This window comes from Vibrio sp. ED004 (assembly GCF_023206395.1).
Lineage (GTDB): Bacteria > Pseudomonadota > Gammaproteobacteria > Enterobacterales > Vibrionaceae > Vibrio.
Genome location: NZ_CP066149.1, coordinates 2,271,335 through 2,291,784, shown reverse-complemented (window position 1 = coordinate 2,291,784; position 20,450 = coordinate 2,271,335). Strand labels below are relative to the sequence as shown.

General features: G+C 45.9%; 13 protein-coding genes and 2 pseudogenes. 5 read left to right on the top strand and 10 right to left on the bottom strand.

What is annotated here, in order from left to right; all coding sequences use genetic code 11:
- Positions 1-22 precede the first annotated feature (22 nt).
- The 3 genes from zapG to degS all read left to right on the top strand — a co-directional run bounded on the left by zapG (position 23) and on the right by degS (position 3,184).
- Entirely contained in the window at positions 23-478 is a 456-nt protein-coding gene (gene zapG / locus ITG10_RS10375; RefSeq protein WP_017629363.1) for a Z-ring associated protein ZapG, read from the top strand.
- A gap of 127 nt (positions 479-605) precedes the next feature.
- Positions 606-1,961 carry a Do family serine endopeptidase gene (locus tag ITG10_RS10370; RefSeq protein WP_017629364.1) on the top strand — a complete coding sequence of 452 codons (1,356 nt, stop codon included), beginning with the start codon at positions 606-608 and terminating at the stop codon, positions 1,959-1,961.
- A 158-nt stretch (positions 1,962-2,119) separates the two neighbouring features.
- Positions 2,120-3,184: an outer membrane-stress sensor serine endopeptidase DegS gene (gene degS / locus ITG10_RS10365; protein WP_017629365.1), complete on the top strand. Its 1,065-nt coding sequence runs from the start codon at positions 2,120-2,122 to the stop codon at positions 3,182-3,184.
- A gap of 110 nt (positions 3,185-3,294) precedes the next feature.
- Here degS and parC read toward each other — a convergent pair whose 3' ends face one another.
- From parC to nudF, 6 genes are all read right to left on the bottom strand, one after another.
- Positions 3,295-5,553: a DNA topoisomerase IV subunit A gene (gene parC, locus ITG10_RS10360; protein ID WP_017629366.1), complete on the bottom strand. Its 2,259-nt coding sequence runs from the start codon at positions 5,551-5,553 to the stop codon at positions 3,295-3,297.
- A gap of 3 nt (positions 5,554-5,556) precedes the next feature.
- Entirely contained in the window at positions 5,557-7,437 is a 1,881-nt protein-coding gene (gene parE / locus ITG10_RS10355) for a DNA topoisomerase IV subunit B (protein WP_017629367.1), read from the bottom strand.
- A gap of 239 nt (positions 7,438-7,676) precedes the next feature.
- Complete coding sequence (yqiA, locus tag ITG10_RS10350; RefSeq protein WP_017629368.1) at positions 7,677-8,282, bottom strand: esterase YqiA; 606 nt, start codon at positions 8,280-8,282, stop codon at positions 7,677-7,679.
- Positions 8,282-9,106, bottom strand: coding sequence for a 3',5'-cyclic-AMP phosphodiesterase (gene cpdA, locus ITG10_RS10345; protein WP_017629369.1), 825 nt, complete (start codon positions 9,104-9,106; stop codon positions 8,282-8,284). The genes yqiA and cpdA overlap by 1 nt, the downstream gene beginning before the upstream one ends.
- Before the next feature lie 58 nt (positions 9,107-9,164).
- A complete protein-coding gene (locus ITG10_RS10340; protein WP_008222561.1) occupies positions 9,165-9,605 on the bottom strand; it encodes a DUF1249 family protein in 441 nt (146 codons plus the stop codon).
- A 4-nt stretch (positions 9,606-9,609) separates the two neighbouring features.
- Positions 9,610-10,239 (bottom strand): ADP-ribose diphosphatase, encoded by a 630-nt coding sequence (nudF, locus tag ITG10_RS10335; RefSeq protein ID WP_017629370.1) that lies wholly within the window; start codon positions 10,237-10,239, stop codon positions 9,610-9,612.
- A 227-nt stretch (positions 10,240-10,466) separates the two neighbouring features.
- Between nudF and tolC the strand changes: the two genes are divergently transcribed.
- Positions 10,467-11,792, top strand: coding sequence for an outer membrane channel protein TolC (gene tolC / locus ITG10_RS10330; RefSeq protein WP_008222558.1), 1,326 nt, complete (start codon positions 10,467-10,469; stop codon positions 11,790-11,792).
- Positions 11,793-11,897: 105 nt separating this feature from the next.
- Here tolC and hldE read toward each other — a convergent pair whose 3' ends face one another.
- The 3 genes from hldE to ITG10_RS10315 form a co-directional block, all read right to left on the bottom strand.
- A complete protein-coding gene (hldE, locus tag ITG10_RS10325; protein WP_017629371.1) occupies positions 11,898-13,328 on the bottom strand; it encodes a bifunctional D-glycero-beta-D-manno-heptose-7-phosphate kinase/D-glycero-beta-D-manno-heptose 1-phosphate adenylyltransferase HldE in 1,431 nt (476 codons plus the stop codon).
- 120 nt (positions 13,329-13,448) lie between these two features.
- Positions 13,449-16,298: a bifunctional [glutamate--ammonia ligase]-adenylyl-L-tyrosine phosphorylase/[glutamate--ammonia-ligase] adenylyltransferase gene (gene glnE, locus ITG10_RS10320; RefSeq protein ID WP_248386382.1), complete on the bottom strand. Its 2,850-nt coding sequence runs from the start codon at positions 16,296-16,298 to the stop codon at positions 13,449-13,451.
- A 209-nt stretch (positions 16,299-16,507) separates the two neighbouring features.
- Positions 16,508-17,764 carry a methyl-accepting chemotaxis protein gene (locus ITG10_RS10315; RefSeq protein ID WP_017629373.1) on the bottom strand — a complete coding sequence of 419 codons (1,257 nt, stop codon included), beginning with the start codon at positions 17,762-17,764 and terminating at the stop codon, positions 16,508-16,510.
- Positions 17,765-17,861: 97 nt separating this feature from the next.
- Between ITG10_RS10315 and ITG10_RS10310 the strand changes: the two are divergent.
- Positions 17,862-18,602 (top strand): annotated as a pseudogene (locus ITG10_RS10310) (ion transporter); the annotation flags it as partial.
- Between the two features lie 68 nt (positions 18,603-18,670).
- On the opposite strand, the pseudogene ltrA reads toward ITG10_RS10310, so the two are convergent.
- Positions 18,671-19,955: pseudogene (gene ltrA, locus ITG10_RS10305) on the bottom strand (group II intron reverse transcriptase/maturase).
- Positions 19,956-20,450: the final 495 nt, after the last annotated feature.

The window sequence follows — 20,450 nt, the reverse complement described above, 5'->3', positions numbered from 1 at the left end:
AAAACAATAATAAGGAGCTGTTATGCCTTGGATGTATGCCGTTGCCGGTTTACTAGTCGGAGTTATTTTAGGGGTCGCTATTTCTCGTCTTATGACACCTGAATACAAAAAACAAAAGAACGTACAGAAAGAATTGGATAGCGCAAAGTTTGCCCTGGAACAGCAGCGACAAGAGCTGGCTGACCACTTTGCGAAATCAGCAGAAATGTTGGACACCTTAGGTAAGGACTACACGAAACTGTACCAACACATGGAAAAAACAAGCTCAGAGCTGATTCCCAACCTGCCAGAGCAAGATAACCCGTTTGTGAAAACAGCTGCGGCTCATTCGGACAAATCACAAGATAAGCCTTCAATTAAAGAAGCGACTCTTGAGGAACAACCGAAAGATTACGCGAATGGCGCAACCGGTTTATTTACAGAACAGAAGAAAGAGATCATTGATGCTCCTGATGTAGTGACAGCAAAAGCATCATAAACATTTAACACTTCTGTGAACTTTACAAAGGTTTTTGAGTCATAACTTTCACTCAGGTCATTTGAAACTTCTCATACTTATTACACGTAGTGAGAGGGGTAAGACCTTAACTAGAGAGGAGTTTATGATGAAAAAACCTTTGCTTGCTTTATCAGTACTGACTTTAAGCTTAAGTTCAATCATCACCCCCATTCAAGCAACAGCCGCACTGCCATTAAGTGTGGGTAACGAACAATTACCAAGCCTCGCGCCTATGCTTGAACAAGTGACCCCCGCTGTGGTTAGTATTGCCGTAGAAGGCAAACAGGTACAACGTCAGCAAATCCCTGAACAATTTCAATTCTTTTTTGGTCCCGAACAAACACGAGAGCGCCCATTCCGCGGATTAGGCTCTGGTGTGATCATTGATGCCAAGAAAGGCCATATCGTGACTAACTACCATGTGATTAATGGTGCCGACGATATCAAAGTAAAACTTCATGATGGTCGAGAATACGATGCCGAGCTTATCGGTGGCGACCAGATGTCAGATATCGCACTACTTAAACTCGAAGAAGCGAAAAACCTTACCCAGATAAAAGTCGCAGACTCGGACAAGTTAAGAGTCGGTGATTTTAGTGTCGCAATCGGTAACCCATTTGGGCTCGGTCAAACCGTGACATCCGGTATTGTTTCTGCGCTTGGTCGCAGCGGCCTGAATCTAGAGAACTTTGAGAACTTCATTCAAACCGATGCAGCAATCAACAGCGGTAACTCTGGTGGCGCACTAGTGAATCTCAACGGTGAACTGATTGGTATCAACACTGCCATTCTTGGCCCTAACGGAGGTAATGTCGGTATCGGCTTTGCAATCCCATCCAATATGATGAAAAACCTGACAGAACAAATCCTCGATTTCGGTGAAGTAAAACGTGGCATGCTTGGTGTTCAAGGCGGAGAAGTCACCTCTGAATTGGCAGAAGCACTAGGTTATGAATCCAGTAAAGGGGCCTTTGTTAGCCAAATTGTACCTGACAGTGCCGCAGACAAAGCAGGCCTGAAAGCGGGCGATATTATTGTCTCTATCAACGGTAAGCGCATTGATACCTTTAGTGAACTGAGAGCCAAGGTGGCAACTCTAGGTGCGGGTAAGCAAATTGAACTTGGTGTGGTTCGCGATGGAAAGAGTAAGACCTTTGACGTAACCCTTGGTGAATCAACCAACAGTAAGACACAAGCAGAAAAGCTCCATGAGGGACTTGCTGGCGCTGAACTCACCAACACAACAGACAGCGACTCAGCAACAGGCGTGAAGGTGTCAAGTGTGGCTCAAGGCTCACCAGCAGAGGCTTATCAACTTCTCAAAGACGACATCATTATTGGCGTCAATCGCCAAACCGTTAAGAACCTTGCTGAATTTAGAGAGATTCTTGAGAAACAACCGGGCGTCTTGGCGCTAAATATCCAACGCGGCGACAGAACTATCTACCTCGTTATTAGATAGTCATACGTCAGCGTAATAACAGGGAGGCTCGGTAAGTTTGCTTTAAACTTACTCAGTCTCCCTTTTCTTTAGATGAATCAAAATGCTATGCTTCACTAGTAATCAAGTCAGTCATCCATCTACGGAGGCTTCACACCTTACTTGTTGAAGAGGGAAACATGCTGTCCTTTCTATTTCGTTCTATTTCCCTTGGACTCGTTTCAGCGGCGCTTATTCTTCTCGCATTCCCGAGCTTAAGACCAGCGATTGTTGCTGACGTCACTAGCCCTAAAGTCGATAACATTGGCTCTCTTCAGATTTCATTTAACCAAGCAGTTCGCCGCGCGGCACCCGCTGTGGTTAACATTTATAGCCGTAAATACGCTGAAAGCGATCGCAACAAACTGCTCACTCAAGGTTTGGGTTCTGGGGTAATTGTCAGCGAGAAAGGCTACATCATTACCAACTTCCATGTGGTGGCTCAAGCTGACCAAATCGTAGTGGCACTTCAGGATGGCCGAGTAGCCGCAGCACAACTTGTCGGCTCAGACAAACGCACCGATATCGCGATACTGAGAGTCAGCGGTGACAACCTACCAGTAATTCCATTAAACCCAAGCTACAAAGCTAATGTCGGTGATGTCGTACTGGCGATCGGTAACCCATATAACCTAGGCCAAACAACAACCTTCGGCATCATCTCAGCAACGGGTCGCTCTTCGATCAGTGCCGATGGCCATCAAGCCTTTATCCAAACCGATGCGGCGATCAATGAAGGTAACTCTGGTGGTGCACTGGTTAATTCACAAGGTGAGTTAGTTGGCATCAACACCGCTTCTTTCCAGCAAGCTACGGATATGGAAACCTACGGAATCTCGTTTGCTATCCCTTACCCACTGGCGAATAAAATCATGGAGAAGATCATCGCTGATGGTCGTGTGATTCGTGGTTATATCGGTATCGACGGACAAGACATCAATTCAGTCACGTCACGTTTACTTGGTACTAAAAATATCGGCGGGATTGTTGTACTGGGTATAGACCCGAACGGGCCTGCAGCTGATGCAGGCTTTGAAGCGCAAGATATCATCGTTAGCATCAACAACACCCAAGTTAATGGACGTCAGAGCGTGATGGACATTGTTACTGACTTACGCCCGGGCACGGTTATTGATGTCGGTATTTTACGCCAGGGTGAGAACAAGACTCTTAAGGTCACCATCGCTGAAGATACTCGTTTGTAGGCTAAACGCTTACAGGTAACCGTTAAAGTACGAATACAAAAGAATACAGATACAAAAAACCCAGCTCTCAGGCTGGGTTTTCTTTTATCCGAAGATACTTTCAAGCGTCTCTATGACTCACTTGGCTCATCGATATCGATACGAGTCACTCGCTGTAGTCCTCTCGGCAGTAACCCACCACGACGACCACGCTCACCACGGAAGTTCTCGAGATCCGATGGTTTCAAACCAAGCTTACGTTTACCCGCGTAGATAGTCAGCGTCGCATTCTCTGGGATAGCCATCAAGTGCGATACAAACTCTTCACGCTCTTTTGCTTTCGCAGAAGGGATGTTGATGATCTTGTTACCCTTACCTTTACTCAGTTGAGGTAGGTCTTTAATCGGGAACAACAACATACGTCCTTGGTTCGTAATCGCTAGAATCTGGTTACTGTCCAAATCAGCAATCGGGCTTGGCATCATCACTTCAGAAGACTGTGGCAAGTTAACTAACGCTTTACCGCTCTTGTTCTTCGAAAGCAGATCACTGCCCTTACAAACAAAGCCGTATCCGGCATCAGAACCGACTAACCATAGCTGCTCATTCTCTCCCATCACCACTTGGCGAATAGAAGTACCAGGGCTCACGTTCAGGCGACCTGTAATCGGCTCACCTTGGCTTCGTGCCGACGGTAATGAATGAGATTCAAGGGAGTAGCTTCGGCCATCACTGCCTAGGAACACCGCTTGTTGGTTACTCTTACCCTTAGCGCTCGCTAAGAATTTATCACCTGACTTGTAGTTCAAGCCCTCAGCGTCAACCTCATGCCCTTTCGCATGACGAATCCAACCTTTCTCAGACAGCACAACCGTGATTGGCTCACTAGGAACAAGGTCACGCTCTGTTAGCGCTTTCGCTTCTGCGCGTTCTACCAATGGAGAACGACGATCGTCACCATATTTCTCGGCATCCGCTTGGATTTCTTTCTTGATCAGGGTGTTTAGACGACGCTCAGAACCCAGTAGTTTTTCAAGCTTATCGCGTTCCGCTTCAAGCTCTTCTTGCTCGGCACGAATCTTAAACTCTTCTAACTTAGCTAAGTTACGAAGTTTAATATCTAAGATAGCGTTTGCTTGTGTCTCAGTAATATTGAAGCGGCTCATCAGTACAGGACATGGTTCGTCTTCTGTACGAATGATTTCAATCACTTCATCAATATTGAGGTAAGCAACCAGCAAGCCTTCTAAGATGTGTAGGCGAGCTAATACTTTGTCTAGACGGTATTGCAGACGACGACGAACTGTTGTGCGTCGGAACTCAATCCACTCTTTCAGGATTTGAACCAGACCTTTAACTTGAGGACGATTGTCTAAGCCAATCATGTTCAAGTTAACTCGGAAGTTCTTCTCTAGATCCGTCGAAGCAAACAGGTGACTCATCAGCTGATCACAATCGATACGATTCGAACGAGGAACCACTACGATACGCGTTGGGTTCTCGTGATCCGACTCGTCACGCAGATCGTCAACCATTGGTAGCTTCTTAGCGCGCATCTGGTTAGCGATTTGCTCAAGCAGTTTAGCGCCTGACACTTGATGAGGCAGAGCTGTGATAACAATATCAGAGCCTTCTTTATGCCAAACAGCGCGCATCTTGATGCTGCCTCGGCCTGTTTTGTAGATCTTTTCGATATCCGACTTCGGAGAGATGATCTCAGCTTCTGTTGGATAGTCAGGACCTTGCACGCTTTCCATGATGTCCGATAGCTCAGATTTAGGGCTATCAATCAGCTTAATGGTTGCGTCCGCAATCTCACGCACGTTGTGTGGTGGAATGTCGGTAGCCATACCTACCGCGATACCCGTGATACCGTTCAGTAGGATATGAGGCAGACGTGCTGGCAACATTTGTGGCTCTTTCATCGTGCCATCAAAGTTTGGCTGCCATTCAACCGTGCCTTGGCCTAATTCACCCAGCAGAACTTCAGCAAACTTAGACAGTTTTGCTTCAGTATAACGCATTGCAGCGAATGATTTCGGATCATCCGGAGCACCCCAGTTACCTTGACCATCTACCAATGGGTAGCGGTAAGAGAACGGCTGCGCCATCAGTACCATGGCTTCGTAACAAGCAGAGTCACCGTGTGGGTGGTACTTACCTAGTACGTCACCAACGGTACGTGCTGATTTTTTATATTTCGAAGCAGCTGATAAACCAAGCTCAGACATCGCATAGATAATACGACGCTGTACAGGCTTAAGGCCGTCACCGATATAAGGCAATGCACGATCCATGATCACGTACATTGAGTAGTTTAAGTAGGCGTCTTCGGTGAACTTGCGCATTGGCAACTGTTCAACGCCATCAAATGTAATTTCGTTAGACATCCATTATACCTCGGCCATATCACCGTTAGTCTGTAGCCATGTGCGGCGATCATCAGCACGCTTTTTACCTAGCAGCATGTCCATCATCTCAAGAGTCGCTTCGTTGTCATCAATGGTTAATTGAACAAGGCGACGAGTGTTTGGATCCATGGTGGTTTCGCGCAACTGAAGTGGGTTCATCTCACCCAGACCTTTGAATCGTTGTACGTTGATTTTGGATTTCTTCTTAGACAAACGCTCAAGCACGCCATCTTTTTCATCATCATCCAATGCGTAGAACACCTCTTTACCACAGTCGATACGATACAGTGGCGGCATTGCTACATAGATATGACCCGCTTCAACTAATGCACTGAAGTGACGAGTGAATAGCGCACATAGAAGTGTTGCGATATGAAGACCATCCGAGTCCGCATCGGCAAGGATACAGATCTTACCGTAACGCAGGCCTGATAAATCGTCGTTGTCTGGGTCAATGCCCAAAGCAACTGAGATATCGTGCACTTCTTGTGAAGCCAGAACTTGGTCTGCTGACACTTCCCACGTATTTAGAATCTTACCGCGCAGTGGCATTACCGCTTGGAACTCACGATCGCGAGCTTGCTTAGCAGAACCACCCGCCGAGTCCCCTTCCACGAAGAAGATTTCGGTACGGCTTAAATCTTGAACCGAACAGTCAGTTAGTTTCCCCGGCAGTGCTGGGCCAGATGCGATTTTCTTACGCACAACCTTTTTGCTCGCGCGCATACGGCGGTGAGCATTGGCAATACAAGCTTCAGCTAGCTGCTCTGCCAATTGCGGTTTTTCATTCAACCATAGGCTGAACGCATCTTTTACCACACCGGAAACAAATGCTGCGGTTTGACGAGACGATAGACGCTCTTTTGTTTGACCAGCAAACTGAGGATCTTGCATCTTCACCGACAGAACGTATGAACAACGATCGAAGATGTCATCACCCGTTAGCTTTACACCACGTGGCAGTAGATTACGGAATTCACAGAACTCACGCATTGCATCAAGCAGACCTTGGCGAAGGCCGTTTACGTGTGTACCACCTTGCTTGGTCGGTACTAAGTTCACGTAACTCTCGGTGATCATATCACCGCCTTCTGGTTGCCAGATAATAGCCCAGTTAGCCATTTCCGTTTCAGCAACGAACTCACCCACATAAGGTTCTTCTGGCAACAGGGTATAACCTTTCACGCCTTCAGCAAGGTAGTCTTTTAGACCATCTTCATAGAACCATTTGTGCTCTTCACCACCAACTTTGTCGACAAAAGTGATTTCTAAACCTGGGCAAAGTACTGCTTTTGCTCGTAGGTTGTTGATAAGGCGAAGTGTCGAAAATTTAGGGCTGTCGAAGTATTTTGGATCAGGCCAGAAGTGGACTGATGTACCGCTGTTACGATGACCACAAGTGCCTGTTACAGTCAGTTCTGTTACTGCATGACCACCTTCAAGTGCGATCTCGTGAACCTGACCTTCTCGACGAACGGTCACTTCAACACGTTTTGATAGTGCGTTTACAACCGAGATACCTACCCCGTGCAAACCACCAGAGAACTTGTAGTTGTTGTTTGAGAATTTACCGCCAGAGTGGAGCTTAGTTAAGATCAGCTCAACACCTGAGATCCCTTTTTCAGGGTGGATATCAACGGGCATACCACGGCCGTCATCGGTAACTTCTAACGATTGGTCTGCATGAAGCACAACTTTGATCTTCTTAGCGTGTCCCGCTAGTGCTTCATCGACCGAGTTATCAATGACTTCTTGGGCAAGGTGGTTAGGTCTTTCTGTCTCGGTATACATTCCCGGGCGGTGTCGCACAGGATCGAGACCTTCAAGTACCTCGAGGTCTTTTGCATTATATTGTTCAGTCATAATACGGAGTTTACTCAAAAAGTTTGCGTCAGTTCGCTGGCTCTAGTTTCACTAAAGCAGAATCATTACTATGAACCGTCATAGTAGAGCGAACGAGCGAAGTATTGGGGAATATAGTCTGGAAGCTGAGTAATGATGTCAAGCTAGTTCAAAAACTAAGACATCAAACTATGATATTTCACCATTGATAGATGAAATAACAGGCAAACAAGAGAAAATCACTCGATTGGTGGAACAGATTAAAGATTTAGAAAGGTGATGATTTGCTGTGGGTAGCGTTCAAAATCAACAAAGCTATGATCCCCACCCTCTTCTACTGTCTGTGTTGCACCTTGGTACTTCTCTACCGCTTGTCGGTAATCCAGAACTTCGTCTTCCGTTTGCTGAAGCAGCCAGAAGTCGCTCGGCTTTTCGATAGCCGGCACATCTAACGCCTTCAATTCATCAATATGCTTTGTTTCCAGTACATATCGTTCATCTGTGTATGGGTTTACTTGCTCACCTAAATAGTCAGCCAACAACTCATAAGGCTTCACTGCAGGGTTAACGACAACTGCTTTAAAACCATAGTGACTATTAAGCCATGTTGAAAGGTAGCCACCCAACGAGCTGCCGACTAATGCGATCTGGTACTGATCTTTATATTGCTCCACTAGCGTTTGCAAATGAAGTGCCGCTTGCTGAGGAAAACTCGGCAGTTGAGGGGTAATCACCTTGATATCAGCGCGATGCTCTGCACAGTAATCTGCCATCACCGTCGCCTTGTGGGAACGTGATGAGCTGTTAAATCCGTGAATATAAAGAAGCAGTGATGGCTTAACTGTTTGTTTATCGGTGCCAGTCATTAATAACCGCCTGCAGCAAAGTCAGGTAGGAATTGCCCATGAGGTAAACGGCGAACTTGCGTGGTCACCGTGCCATCTTGATGCAATTCAATCTCTCGCCAACCTGGAGACAAAGTATCCACCGCAAAGTCATTCGAGTTAGGTTTGAATTGAACACAAGTCGACGGTGTTGCCATGACTTGTACACCATGATGGTCTCGATTCATGTCTTGGTGAACATGACCACACAACACGGCTTTCACATTGGTGTGTTGTTGAACCACATCCCAAAACTGATCTGCATCTTTAAGATTGTGTTGATCCAACCATGCACTACCAACCAAAAGCGGATGATGGTGCAATAGAACCAAGGTATTGCGTTCTGGGAATTCTGATAGTTTTTGCTCGAGTAGATCGAGCTGTTGATCACTGAGTCGCCCGTGAGGCACACCCACGACTTGCGAGTCCAACATCACCATCTGCCAGTTATCACCTAGCAAGACATGCTCAACGCATTGAATTTGTGGAGATGGTAATACGCTGCCCATATTCGGCTTGAAGTCATGGTTGCCCGGAAGCCAGTAACAAGGCTTTTCTAAAGGCTGAATCCCTGACTCAAATTTCTGGTAAGACTCAGCACTGTGATCTTGCGAGATATCACCCGTCGCTAAGATCGCTTGATAGTCAAAGCCCTGACTAACAATGCCATCGACTACAGCACGAAAGCTATCTTGAGTGTTGATGCTTAATAAGCTGCCATTGCTCGGCGCAAATAAATGCGTGTCCGTTAGCTGTACAAGCTTAATACTGCTCTCATCAAATTTTGAAGTGTGTGATAATTCCAAAATAACAAATCCAGATACGTTACTGTTTAGACTTTAAAGTGTTCTTAAATAGGCTCAATTAAAAGGCAATTGGGGTTCGGCTGATACCAGTTTTTAAACAAAACGTTAACCATTCCCCAAGAAATTTATTCAATTGAAATTTCTCGTCCTTTTGCAGAAGCTTAGTGTTGGGATAGTCATATTTCGCTTTGACACGCGAAAAATCCCCGCTAGCGCACACTTCTGCAACTCGAGCGTCGTGATATAGCCTGACAGACATTTTTGGCAAAGGAAACACTGGCATCGCGTCACTCTGACATATATCTATTAATGTGGTGTATTTTGTGACCTCATTCACTGTCAATTGATACACCATATTAACGGCTTGGTAACAGCGAACGTCACCAACCTCATGCCCAACCGGTAACAAAGCGTTAAGTTTGGCATAGTTAGTCTCGTAAACTCGCATCAATTCAGCAAGATCAACATGATACGGTTTTTTGACCGCTATATTTGGCATGACGTTAATCTATCCACTCTGACTGTAATTCTTGGTAGTTCAATTGTAGCCACTGTAGCGCAATGATCGTGGCTCCATTTTCAAACACACCGTCTTTTACTAACTGATAAGCGGCTTCGCGACTCATCACTTGTACACGAATGTCTTCACCTTCGTAATCCAGTCCGTGCACCCCTTTTGCTGTCGTGGCATCAACGCAGCCAACAAAAACGTCGAGCTTTTCTGAGCAACCACCAGATGAAGGGTAATACGAAGTAATAGGCAACACAGATCCGACTTCGACTCCCGCTTCTTCCATCGCCTCACGACGGGCAACGTCTTGCGGTGATTCATCGGTATCAATGATCCCGGCAACAATTTCGTATTGCCATGGGTTCTCATGCTCTAAGGCACCGACACGAATCTGTTCGACGATCACCACTTCATCACGCACGGGATCATAAGGTAGCAAAGCGGCAGCATGACCACGCTCAAACATCTCACGCTGTATTGGTTGGCTCCAGCCTCCCTCAAACAGTCTATGTTTAAATGTGTACTTAACCATTTTGAAAAAACCACGAAACAGCGTCTCTTTTGAGACTATTTCCACATCTTGCGGAGTAAACTCATGTCGTTGATTGTCATACTGTTGCATTTGGTACCTCACTAAGTGATCTTTATAGTTTACTCATTGTCCGAGTTAACTACCAAGGATAAGGTTCAACTTTTTATATAAAATTTATAATTAAAGTTAAGTTTTAAAAAATAAATATTGCACAAGTGGACAGTTAAATGTAAAAAAGTGCAAAGTTTCGAGTAAATTACCACCAAACTGGGTTAAACTCTTTTAAAGAAAATTCCATAAAAGGCAGGAATAGGAAAATGAAGAAACTGCTTCCACTATTTATCAGTGCAGCAATTGGCAGCCTGAGTTCGTCAGCTTTTGCTGATACGCTAGCTGAAGTTTACGACCAAGCAAAACAGAACGATCCACAACTTCTTCGTTCAGCAGCGCAGCGCGATGCCGCTTTTGAAGCAGTAACGTCAAGCCGTAGTGATTTGCTACCTCAAATAAACCTAACAGCAAACTACGATATTAATCGTGGTGATCGAGACACGTCAGGTGTTGGTAGTTCAAGTATCGATAACAATACTTGGGGAGCTGCGATTGGTTTTTCTCAAGAACTTTACCAACGCTCTTCATGGATCACTCTAGATACCGCCGAGAAAACGGCTCGTCAGGCTGATTCAGCATACGCGGCAGAGCAACAAGCGTTGATTCTACGTACCGCGACAGCTTACTTCGACGTACTTCGTGCTCAAGATAACCTAGAATTTGTTCGTGCTGAAAAAGCAGCGGTAGCTCGTCAACTAGAGCAAACTAAGCAGCGTTTTGAAGTTGGTCTTTCAGCAATCACCGATGTACATGATGCACAAGCTCAGTACGATGGCGTTTTGGCTGATGAAGTTCTTGCAGAGAACGATCTGACTAACAGCTACGAAGGTCTACGTGAGATTACAGGTCAAGAACACTCTAACCTAAGCATCCTAGATACTGACCGCTTCTCAGCGAGCAAATCTTCTGAGTCGGCAACCGCTCTTGTTGAACAAGCCGAGCAAAAGAACCTTAGCCTACTAGCAGCACGAATCTCTCAAGACGTAGCAAAAGACAACATCTCTCTAGCAAGTTCTGGTCACCTACCAAGCCTAACGTTAGACGGTAGCTATGCTCTAGCAGATCAATCAAATAGCTCTCAAGATTATGACCAAGACAACCTAAACATTGGCTTGAACTTAGTTGTACCTCTATACACGGGTGGTAACACAACTTCTTTGACTAAACAGGCCGAATACAACTACGTTGCAGCAAGTGAAGATCTAGAAGCGACTTACCGTAGCGTTGTGAAAGACGTACGTGCATTCAACAACAACATCAGTGCTTCGATTGGTGCTCTACGCGCTTACGAACAATCTGTAGTGTCTGCTCAGTCTGCTCTAGAAGCAACTGAAGCAGGTTTTGATGTTGGTACTCGTACGATTGTTGACGTACTTGATTCGACTCGTCGTCTATACGATGCGAACAAAAACCTGTCAGATGCTCGTTACAACTACATCCTAAGTGTACTTCAGCTTCGTCAAGCGGTTGGTACGCTAAGCGAACAAGACATTGTTGATGTAAACGCAGGTCTAAAAGTAGCAAGTAAGTAATTCAGAATAGCTTACGTTACAGTTACAAAAATGCCGCTCATTGAGCGGCATTTTTATTATCTGTTCTAGAGCTAACTGTGAAGTTTCGAGCTAAAAGGCAAAACGTTAACCTCGACCGCCTTTGATCGCTTTAATGATTTCAGTAGTAGAACAACCGTCTTCAAAGTTAAGCACTTTCACTTCACCGCCAGCTGCAATCACTTCCGCTCCACCCGCTATCTCTTCAGGTTTGTAATCGCCACCTTTCACTAAAATGCTTGGTAGCACTTCAGAGATCAAACGTTGAGGCGTATCTTCAGAAAACGGAACAACCCAATCAACTGCGCCTAAACCAGCCAAAACGGCCATACGACGATCGGTAGGGTTCACAGGGCGACCTGGGCCTTTTAAGCGTTTCACTGAATCGTCAGTATTCACTGCAACGATCAAACGATCGCCTAATTCAGCAGCGTGGTTCATGTAAGAAACATGGCCAGCATGCAAAATATCAAAGCAGCCGTTAGTCATCACCACTTTCTCGCCTTTGGCACGAGCACGCTTCACCGCTTCAACCAGTGCTGCTTCAGAGATCACGCCATAGTCTGTATCTTGGCTACCGTGAATCGCTTCCGCTAATTCAATTGTCGACAAGGTTGATGTGCCCAACTTACCAACCACAACGCCTGCGGCAGCATTTGCTAATGCACACGCTTCATCCAATGGTTTACCAGCAGCAACAGAAGCAGCAAGAACGGAGATAACCGTATCACCAGCACCCGTCACGTCATACACTTCTTTCGCTTGAGTTGGCAAATGGAATGGTGCCTGATCTTTACGCAGTAGCGTCATACCATGCTCACTACGAGTCACTAACAAAGCTTCGAAGTCATACTTATCAATCAAAGCGATGCCTTTCTCGATAAGGTCTTCTTCTGATTTAACCTTACCAGCCACCAGCTCGAACTCTGCCATGTTTGGCGTAAGCAGAGTCGCACCACGATAACGTTCTAAATCAGCACCTTTCGGGTCAATAAATACAGGAACGTTAGCCGCACGCGCTTTTTGAATAAAGCTCTGCACATGCTCCAACGCACCTTTCGCGTAATCTGACAGGATTACAGAGCGAACATTAGGAAGCGCTTGTTCCATGCGAGACAAAACCAATTCAGGATCGGTGTTTTCAAATTTGTCTTCAAAATCAAGACGGATCAACTGTTGACCACGGCTCATCACACGCAGCTTAGTGATCGTTGGGTAGTCTTCTAGCTCAACGAAATCACACTTAACCTTAAGTGCGCCCAAGGTATTTTTTAACACCTCAGCTGGTTCATCTTTACCAGTTAAACCAACAACATGAGCATGACCACCAAGAGAGGCAATGTTCATTGCAACGTTGGCAGCACCACCAGGACGCTCTTCGTTATTTTCTACTTTTACAACGGGTACAGGTGCTTCTGGCGAAATACGGCCAGTTGGACCATACCAGTAACGATCAAGCATGACGTCACCGACAATAAGAACACCTGATTGGCTGTAGTCAGGTAGAATTGGTTTCATTGTTGAACTCCAAAAATCGAATCTGGCTAGAGTCTAGCACACTGATTACAGTGGCTAAACCATATAAAAATGAGTAAAACCTATCTCAATAGGCACTGTGATAGATAAGCAAAAGACAACTTATGCTTCCATCCACTGCTTCCAAGCTTGAACTACATGTTCTCTTTCCATTTCGAACTTATCAATCGCCACATCCGCATCTAGGTTGAGTAGATTGCGGTGATGAATTTCATCCCTTAGCGTTGTATAGGCGTTGGTCAATGCCATGCCTTGTTGCTCGTCCATGATTCCTTGTGATAACAAGCTTTCAAAGATTCGTACATTGTCACACCAGCGAGTCAGTTTAGGCTTTTCATTGCTGTATCGCAGTACTAAGTATTGAGCCAAGAACTCAACATCGGTAATACCACCCGCATCTTGTTTAAGCATGAATCGATCGGCTTTTTTACCGCCAAGATGACCGCGCATTTTTTCACGCATATCCACAACAGATTTTTTAAGCGTGGCTTCATCACGAGCCAAGCACAACACATCATGACGTGTCTTATTGAACGCAGACGCTAACAGATCATCACCATAAATCATACGAGCGCGAGTCAGTGCTTGATGCTCCCATGTCCACGCGTCATTATGCTGGTACTCATCAAAGGCATCGGTTGGGCTAACTAACAAACCGGAAGCGCCCGAAGGACGCAGGCGAGTATCAACTTCATACAAAATCCCAGAAGCGGTTCTGGTCGAGAAAATATGAATAAGACGCTGAGCCAATCTCAGGTAAAATTGGCGTCCATCGATCTCTTTCTTACCATCAGTATAGATGTGTACTGGGCAGTCGTGCATAAACACAATATCGAGATCTGAGTTGTAGCCAAGCTCCCAACCTCCGACCTTGCCGTAACCAACAACCGCAAAACCGCGACCTTCACGATCTTTCACATGAGTCGGTCCACCGAATTTAGCCAACACCTGCAGCCAAGCCTGGTTAACACCCGCCTCAACAATCGCCTCGGCCAAGTAAGTAAGGTGATCGCTGACCTTCATCACAGGCAGTACGCCCGCAATATCAGCTGCGGCTATTCTCAAAATGCAGGTCTGTTTGAACTGACGCAGACCTTCCATCTGCTGCTCCATATCGTCTTCAGGAATACGTGCAAGATAATCACGCAGTTCCGTCTTGTAAGACTCGAGCGGCACTGGGTTATAGAGCTGTTGAGGATCAATAAGTTCATCTAATAGAATCGGATAGCGACCAAGCTGCTCCGAGATCATTGGGCTAGCGGTACATAAACGCACAAGCTGAGTCAGCGCGGCAGGGTGTTCGTCCAATAGCTCTAGGTAAGTGGTACGTGTAACGATTTTATGCAGTAGATGAAGCACTCGAGACAAGCCAAACTCTGCATCCTTAGCGGTATACAAAGCTTGAAAGACTTTTGGCATCAGTCGATTGAGAACTTCACGTCCTCGTGGGCCCAGAGTCTTCTTCGCCAAGTCTGCTTTAAACTGGATGATAGTTTTCGCCGCCTCTGGTGGGTTGGCGATAGCAATATCATGCTCTAGCACATGCTCAATGACGTCCGGCTTATGCGCCATATCCCACAATTCACTAAAGTGACTCGCAATAGGATTTGCGTCTTCTTCATCAACCCCAATCAGGTCTTCAAACACGGTGTGTACATTAGCCATGTGAGCGCGAGTTGCGGTAATCAAACTTTCCCAATCAGAAAACTGCATCGCAACCGCGAGTTGCAGTTGTTCGAACTCCCCATCAGGCAGGGTTTGAGTTTGTTTATCAGCCATAGCTTGCAGTAGGTTTTCAAGACGACGTAAGAACAGGTAAGCATCACGCAGATGACCTACCTCTTCTGACTCTAGTAAATGCAGTGACTCGATTGCCGCTAGGGTTTCCAGCAACCCTCGGCCACGTAGGCTAGGTTCACGCCCACCACGGATCAATTGGAAAACTTGCGCAATAAACTCAACCTCACGAATACCACCAGAACCTAGCTTGATATTGTTTGATAAACCACGACGGCGCACTTCGCTGCTGATCATCGACTTCATACGACGCAAAGATTGAATCGCACTAAAATCGATATAACGACGGAAGACAAACGGGCGCAGCATCTGGCGAAGCTCTTGATATTCAGGGTACATTTCGCTACCCATCACCCGCGCTTTAACCATGGCATAGCGCTCCCAATCACGCCCTTGTTCTTGGTAGTAATCTTCCAGTGCGGCGTAGCTCATTACCAATGGACCACTCTCACCAAATGGGCGCAGGCGCATGTCGACGCGATAACAGAACCCATCAAAGGTTTGTTGATCCAGCGCCTTAATAATACGTTGCCCTAAACGCGTGAAGAACTGCGCATTGGCAATACTGCGTCTAGCGCCTTGGGTTTCACCGTTCTCAGGGTAAGCAAAAATCAAGTCGATATCGGAAGAAAAATTGAGCTCACCGCCACCTAGCTTACCCATGCCAATAATAAGCATCGGCTGCGCTTCGCCTTGTTCATTGCATGGTGTGCCCCACTCTTTACAACAAATATCGTACTGCCATTGATAGGTCTCGAAGATCATCGCCTCAGCCAGCATCGATAGATGATTCAAGCTTTGTTCTAACTCCCAAGCCCTCATGAAGTCACGCCACGCAATATAGGTCATTTCTCGGTTGCGGAATTGGCGCAACACACGCTGACCGCTCATCTCATCAGCACAACCAGAAAGTAATTCAGCCAATCGTCCACGATACCCTTCTGCACGCTCTTCGCATGCCAACATCTCCGGTAAGGTCGTGGATAAGATCGTGTCGCGTTGTAAACAATCCCCCACAAAACAGCTCAAGCCTAATACATGTTTGAGATCTTCAATAAGTGGCTCAGACCAAGTACTAATGGCTTCACTTTGATGCTCTAGCAATTGCTCAAAAGCAGACTGTGAGTGAGTGACGAGTTGAGAAGGCAATGGCATGTTTCTTCCTTGTATAAGCTGCGCGACGAACGTTCGGGTATCAGTTCGAGTCTTCAATAGCGAGTTTTAAAACTAAAGCTAAGTTATACCAAAGTTACGCCAATAAAAAACGCCCACATTAGCAATGTGGGCGTTTATCAGTGAACTTATCGAGTTAAGCCTTTCTCTTTAGAAAGTAGGCTCTAGCAACAAGGATTTGGAGCTTAAAGCTAGACCTTGAATTGCTTAATCTTACCGTCGAGTTCTTGCGCGTTGCTTTCCATTAGTTGAGAAGTTTCTAGAAGCTCGCCAACCACGACAACAGAAGCTTCAACCAGCTCTCTAACATTGGTTAGGTTCACACTCATCTCTTCCGCAACGCTGCTCTGTTGGCCTGCAGCGGTTGCGATTTGGAAGTTCATATCATTGATTTGGTTTACTTGGCTTACGATACCATCTAGCTCAGAACCAGCGTTGGTCACCAGATCAACACCTTCGGCCGCTTCCACAACACTCTTTTCCATCAACTCTACAGCCGAGTTCGCACTACTTTGTAGATGGCTGATCATGTCTTGAATTTCTACCGTCGCTTGTTGCGTACGCTGTGCAAGGTTACGAACCTCATCAGCAACAACCGCAAAACCACGACCCGCTTCACCAGCACGCGCCGCTTCAATCGCTGCGTTTAGTGCCAGTAAGTTGGTTTGTTCTGAAATGCCTTGGATAGTGCCAACAACGCTACCGATTGAGTCAACACGCTCTTCAACTTGGTTAACTGCTGCCGCTGAAGCTGCGATATCAGAAGACAGTTCACTCATCTTAGACACAGAACCCTGAACGAACTTCTGCCCAGTCAACGCTTGACCTGATGCCTGCTCTGTTAGAGAAGAAGCACTTTGTGCATGTTCAGCAACCGTTTGAACCGTAGAGGTCATCTCGCTCATTGCCGTTGCCAGCTGATCGATCTCGTTAAACTCTTCTTGCGCCGACTCTTTGGTTTCAGACATGCTGATGGTCATCACTTCTGTCAAGGCAAACAATTCATCTGAGGATGCAACCTGAGCTTTAACCATGTCATGCAGTTGAACTCGTGTTTTCTCAAGCTCTCGTGCCACATCGCCGTATTCATCTTTACAATCCATGTGAATTGGCACTGACAGGTTCTTGTCTGCCATGGTTTTGATTGCATCGCTTAGATATTGAGTTTGGCGCAGCATCACTCGCGCCGCTGCTAATAGAAGAACCACAAACACAATGATCATCAAGGCTGTTTGCCAAACCACTTGAACTAGGTAAGTCTCGTAATGCTGCTGTGCAACTTGCGCATTGTTCGTTACTGCAAGTAATGAATCGTAAAACGTGCTCGCGTCCCATAACTGCTTCGAAATGATCAAGATAGTGCTGAATATCATCAGCATGACCATTTTTGGAACGAGACGAACGTCAGAGATTACCCTTTCCCACGGCTTGAATGACAGTTTAGTCATTGTCAGTTCTCCATTAACTCTTATATATTGATGGCTTCTATATCCGCGAGATGGCTATTGGAGTCACAGTTCGCGATTTATTTTGAGCCTCGTATGAATGTTAAATAGTATCAAAGACACAACCAAGCCGATGAGCTTATTATCACTGATTCTCTCTTTCTTAGCGTTATTTGTGATCTCTGGCTTGTTGTTTGCGCCGATTGATAAAGAATCGAAACAAGTCCTTATCGGCCTCGATTTTATAATCTGTAGTGTTTTTCTTTTTCAGCTCACGATTGATCTATTCAGATCACAAAACAAGAAAGAATACCTAAAAGTACACTGGATCGATTTCTTAGCAAGCATCCCTATGGTCGAACCGCTTCGTTTCGCTCGCATTTTTCAGATCCTGCGTGTCATCCTCGTTTTGCGTTCAAGTAAACGAGTATTCAGAGAGCTGTTTCGTAATCGTAAAGAGACCACCTTCGCCTCGATCATTCTGCTATTGGTGATTTTGCTGACTATCGGCGCTGGCACGATCTTGCTGTTAGAGCACAAAGCTCCCAATGCCAACATCACTACGGGTCATGATGCTTTATGGTGGGCGTTTGTGACCATCAGTACTGTGGGCTATAGAGACCATTACCCAGTGACAACTTCGGGTCAGTTAGTGGCTTCGATGGTGATCATCTGTGGAGTAGGTGTATTCGGTATGATTTCAGGTTTGATTACTTATCTGATTACCTCTCCGACTGATCTTCAAAATCAGCAACGAGAAAACAAAGAGCGCAAGTTAGATAAGATTTTAGAACAGCAGCAAGTGATACTTGAACGGCTAGACGCTTTGGAAAAACAAACATCGAGTAGGGTGAGGCGTTACCGCCTCATCCCTCTCACAGAACCGTACGTACGGACCTCGTATACGGCTCATGCACACTTCCATTCAGCATATTGGCTGAACACATGCCCTGTCCTTATTGTTCCAAGATTTACCAACCCTTGGTCATTAAACCATTGATTTGGCATCGCATAGCTTGATAGGGGACTCGCTGCACTGACCCAACTTGTCATTGAGATATGTTGGAACGGCGGCTTATACCCTAACTGTTTTAACCTTCGGTGTAACCGTTGAGGCTTCTTCCAAAGTTTCAACTGGATACTACGAAGTCTTCTTCGTAGCCACCCTGCTAACCTTGAGAACTCTCTGCTGCTATTGGTGATCCTGAAGTATTGACTGAACCCTCTTAACACTGGGTTTAAAGCTTTTATGACTTGCTCAAGTGGCTTACCGCACCCTCGCTTTGTCAGTCGCTTTAACTTACTTTTGAACCCTTTCAGTTTCTTAGTTTGAATGCGGGTAAATTGACTCCCGATTTCTACACCTAAGAACTTCACGCCATCACGGCTGTGCGCTATATGTGATTTCGTCTGATTCACTGTGAGTTTAAGCTCTCCTTCTAGGATCTTCGTCGCTTGTGCAAGGGCATTCTCTGCTCCTGCCTTGCTACGACAAAAGATGAGTATGTCATCCGCATAACGAACGAGCCTATGGTCACGCTTTCGCATTTCCTGATCGAAACGCATCAAGGTAGATATTGGCAATCAAAGGACTGATAACACCACCTTGTGGACTTCCTAGCTCTGTCTCCTGCCAACTACCGTCTATCATCACGCCACTTTTCAGAAACTGTTTTATCAGCTCTAACACGCTGCTATCTGTGACTCGCCTTCTGATGCTCTTGAGGATCAACTCATGGTCGAGTTTGTCAAAGCACTTCGACAAGTCCATATCTACGACGTGCTGTAATCCGTATCGGCGGATAAACATCGTGGATTTGTTGATTGCATCGTGACAACTTCGATTCGGTCTATACCCAAAACTTGATGGGTGAAATTGCTCTTCGAAGATGGGGGTGAGGATATCATTGAGTGCTTGTTGGACAACTCTGTCCCTAACGGTTGGGATCCCAAGCAATCGTACCCCTCCGTCTTCTTTGGGTATCTCTACTCGTTTGACTGGCTGAGGTTTGTATTGCTTGGTTTTGAGTTCAGAGAGGAGTTGATCGAGGTTATCACTCAGATTTTCGGCGTAGTCGCTCAGGCTCTGCTCATCTATTCCAGCCGCGCCTTTCGCTTTCTTTACCTTTTTAAACCCTTTATACAGCCTCTCTTTGTTGAGCAGATGACCATATAAACTGTAATAAACTCGCACTTTCTCTCCTTGGGTTGTGTGCTGTGTGGGGACAAGTGTTTCATGTCCAGTGTGGGTGTTATTTCTCTCTGCTATTCAGCCTTCTAGCTCAATGGCAATTTACTGAAGTGTGTCAGAGTTACTCCCCTATACGGTTTCTTAGCTCAGTATCTTGCTTCCACAATCAACCAAACTAGGAATACCCCGATAGCGATTCGGTTTGGGTATCACTGAAAAAAACATCTGTTCATCACAGACTTAAAGTGTACTTCCTCCCTTCGCAGCACTGAGTGCTTTTGGCATTTCAGTGCTCCATCAGACTTGATGCTGATGGTCAGCTAAGTTTTCTCCTCCACACCATTACTGGGCTTCTCGGGCTTAGCCTTACTCACTACTACGGATTCATCTGCCACCTCGCACCAACACAGCTCTTAGCTTTCGCTTCGAGTTTGTGCTTCCAGACTTTTGGATGTGGTGTCAGGCTTCCCCAGTTACTGCACTGGCTCCCTGTTAACA

What these genes read in the sequence shown, in the direction of transcription:
- zapG (WP_017629363.1), top strand. Translation starts at nt 23, where the DNA reads ATGCCTTGGATGTATGCCGTTGCCGGTTTACTAGTCGGAGTTATTTTA.
- ITG10_RS10370 (WP_017629364.1), top strand. Translation starts at nt 606, where the DNA reads ATGAAAAAACCTTTGCTTGCTTTATCAGTACTGACTTTAAGCTTAAGT.
- degS (WP_017629365.1), top strand. Translation starts at nt 2,120, where the DNA reads ATGCTGTCCTTTCTATTTCGTTCTATTTCCCTTGGACTCGTTTCAGCG.
- parC (WP_017629366.1), bottom strand. Translation starts at nt 5,553, where the DNA reads ATGTCTAACGAAATTACATTTGATGGCGTTGAACAGTTGCCAATGCGC.
- parE (WP_017629367.1), bottom strand. Translation starts at nt 7,437, where the DNA reads ATGACTGAACAATATAATGCAAAAGACCTCGAGGTACTTGAAGGTCTC.
- yqiA (WP_017629368.1), bottom strand. Translation starts at nt 8,282, where the DNA reads ATGACTGGCACCGATAAACAAACAGTTAAGCCATCACTGCTTCTTTAT.
- ITG10_RS10340 (WP_008222561.1), bottom strand. Translation starts at nt 9,605, where the DNA reads ATGCCAAATATAGCGGTCAAAAAACCGTATCATGTTGATCTTGCTGAA.
- nudF (WP_017629370.1), bottom strand. Translation starts at nt 10,239, where the DNA reads ATGCAACAGTATGACAATCAACGACATGAGTTTACTCCGCAAGATGTG.
- tolC (WP_008222558.1), top strand. Translation starts at nt 10,467, where the DNA reads ATGAAGAAACTGCTTCCACTATTTATCAGTGCAGCAATTGGCAGCCTG.
- hldE (WP_017629371.1), bottom strand. Translation starts at nt 13,328, where the DNA reads ATGAAACCAATTCTACCTGACTACAGCCAATCAGGTGTTCTTATTGTC.
- glnE (WP_248386382.1), bottom strand. Translation starts at nt 16,298, where the DNA reads ATGCCATTGCCTTCTCAACTCGTCACTCACTCACAGTCTGCTTTTGAG.
- ITG10_RS10315 (WP_017629373.1), bottom strand. Translation starts at nt 17,764, where the DNA reads ATGACTAAACTGTCATTCAAGCCGTGGGAAAGGGTAATCTCTGACGTT.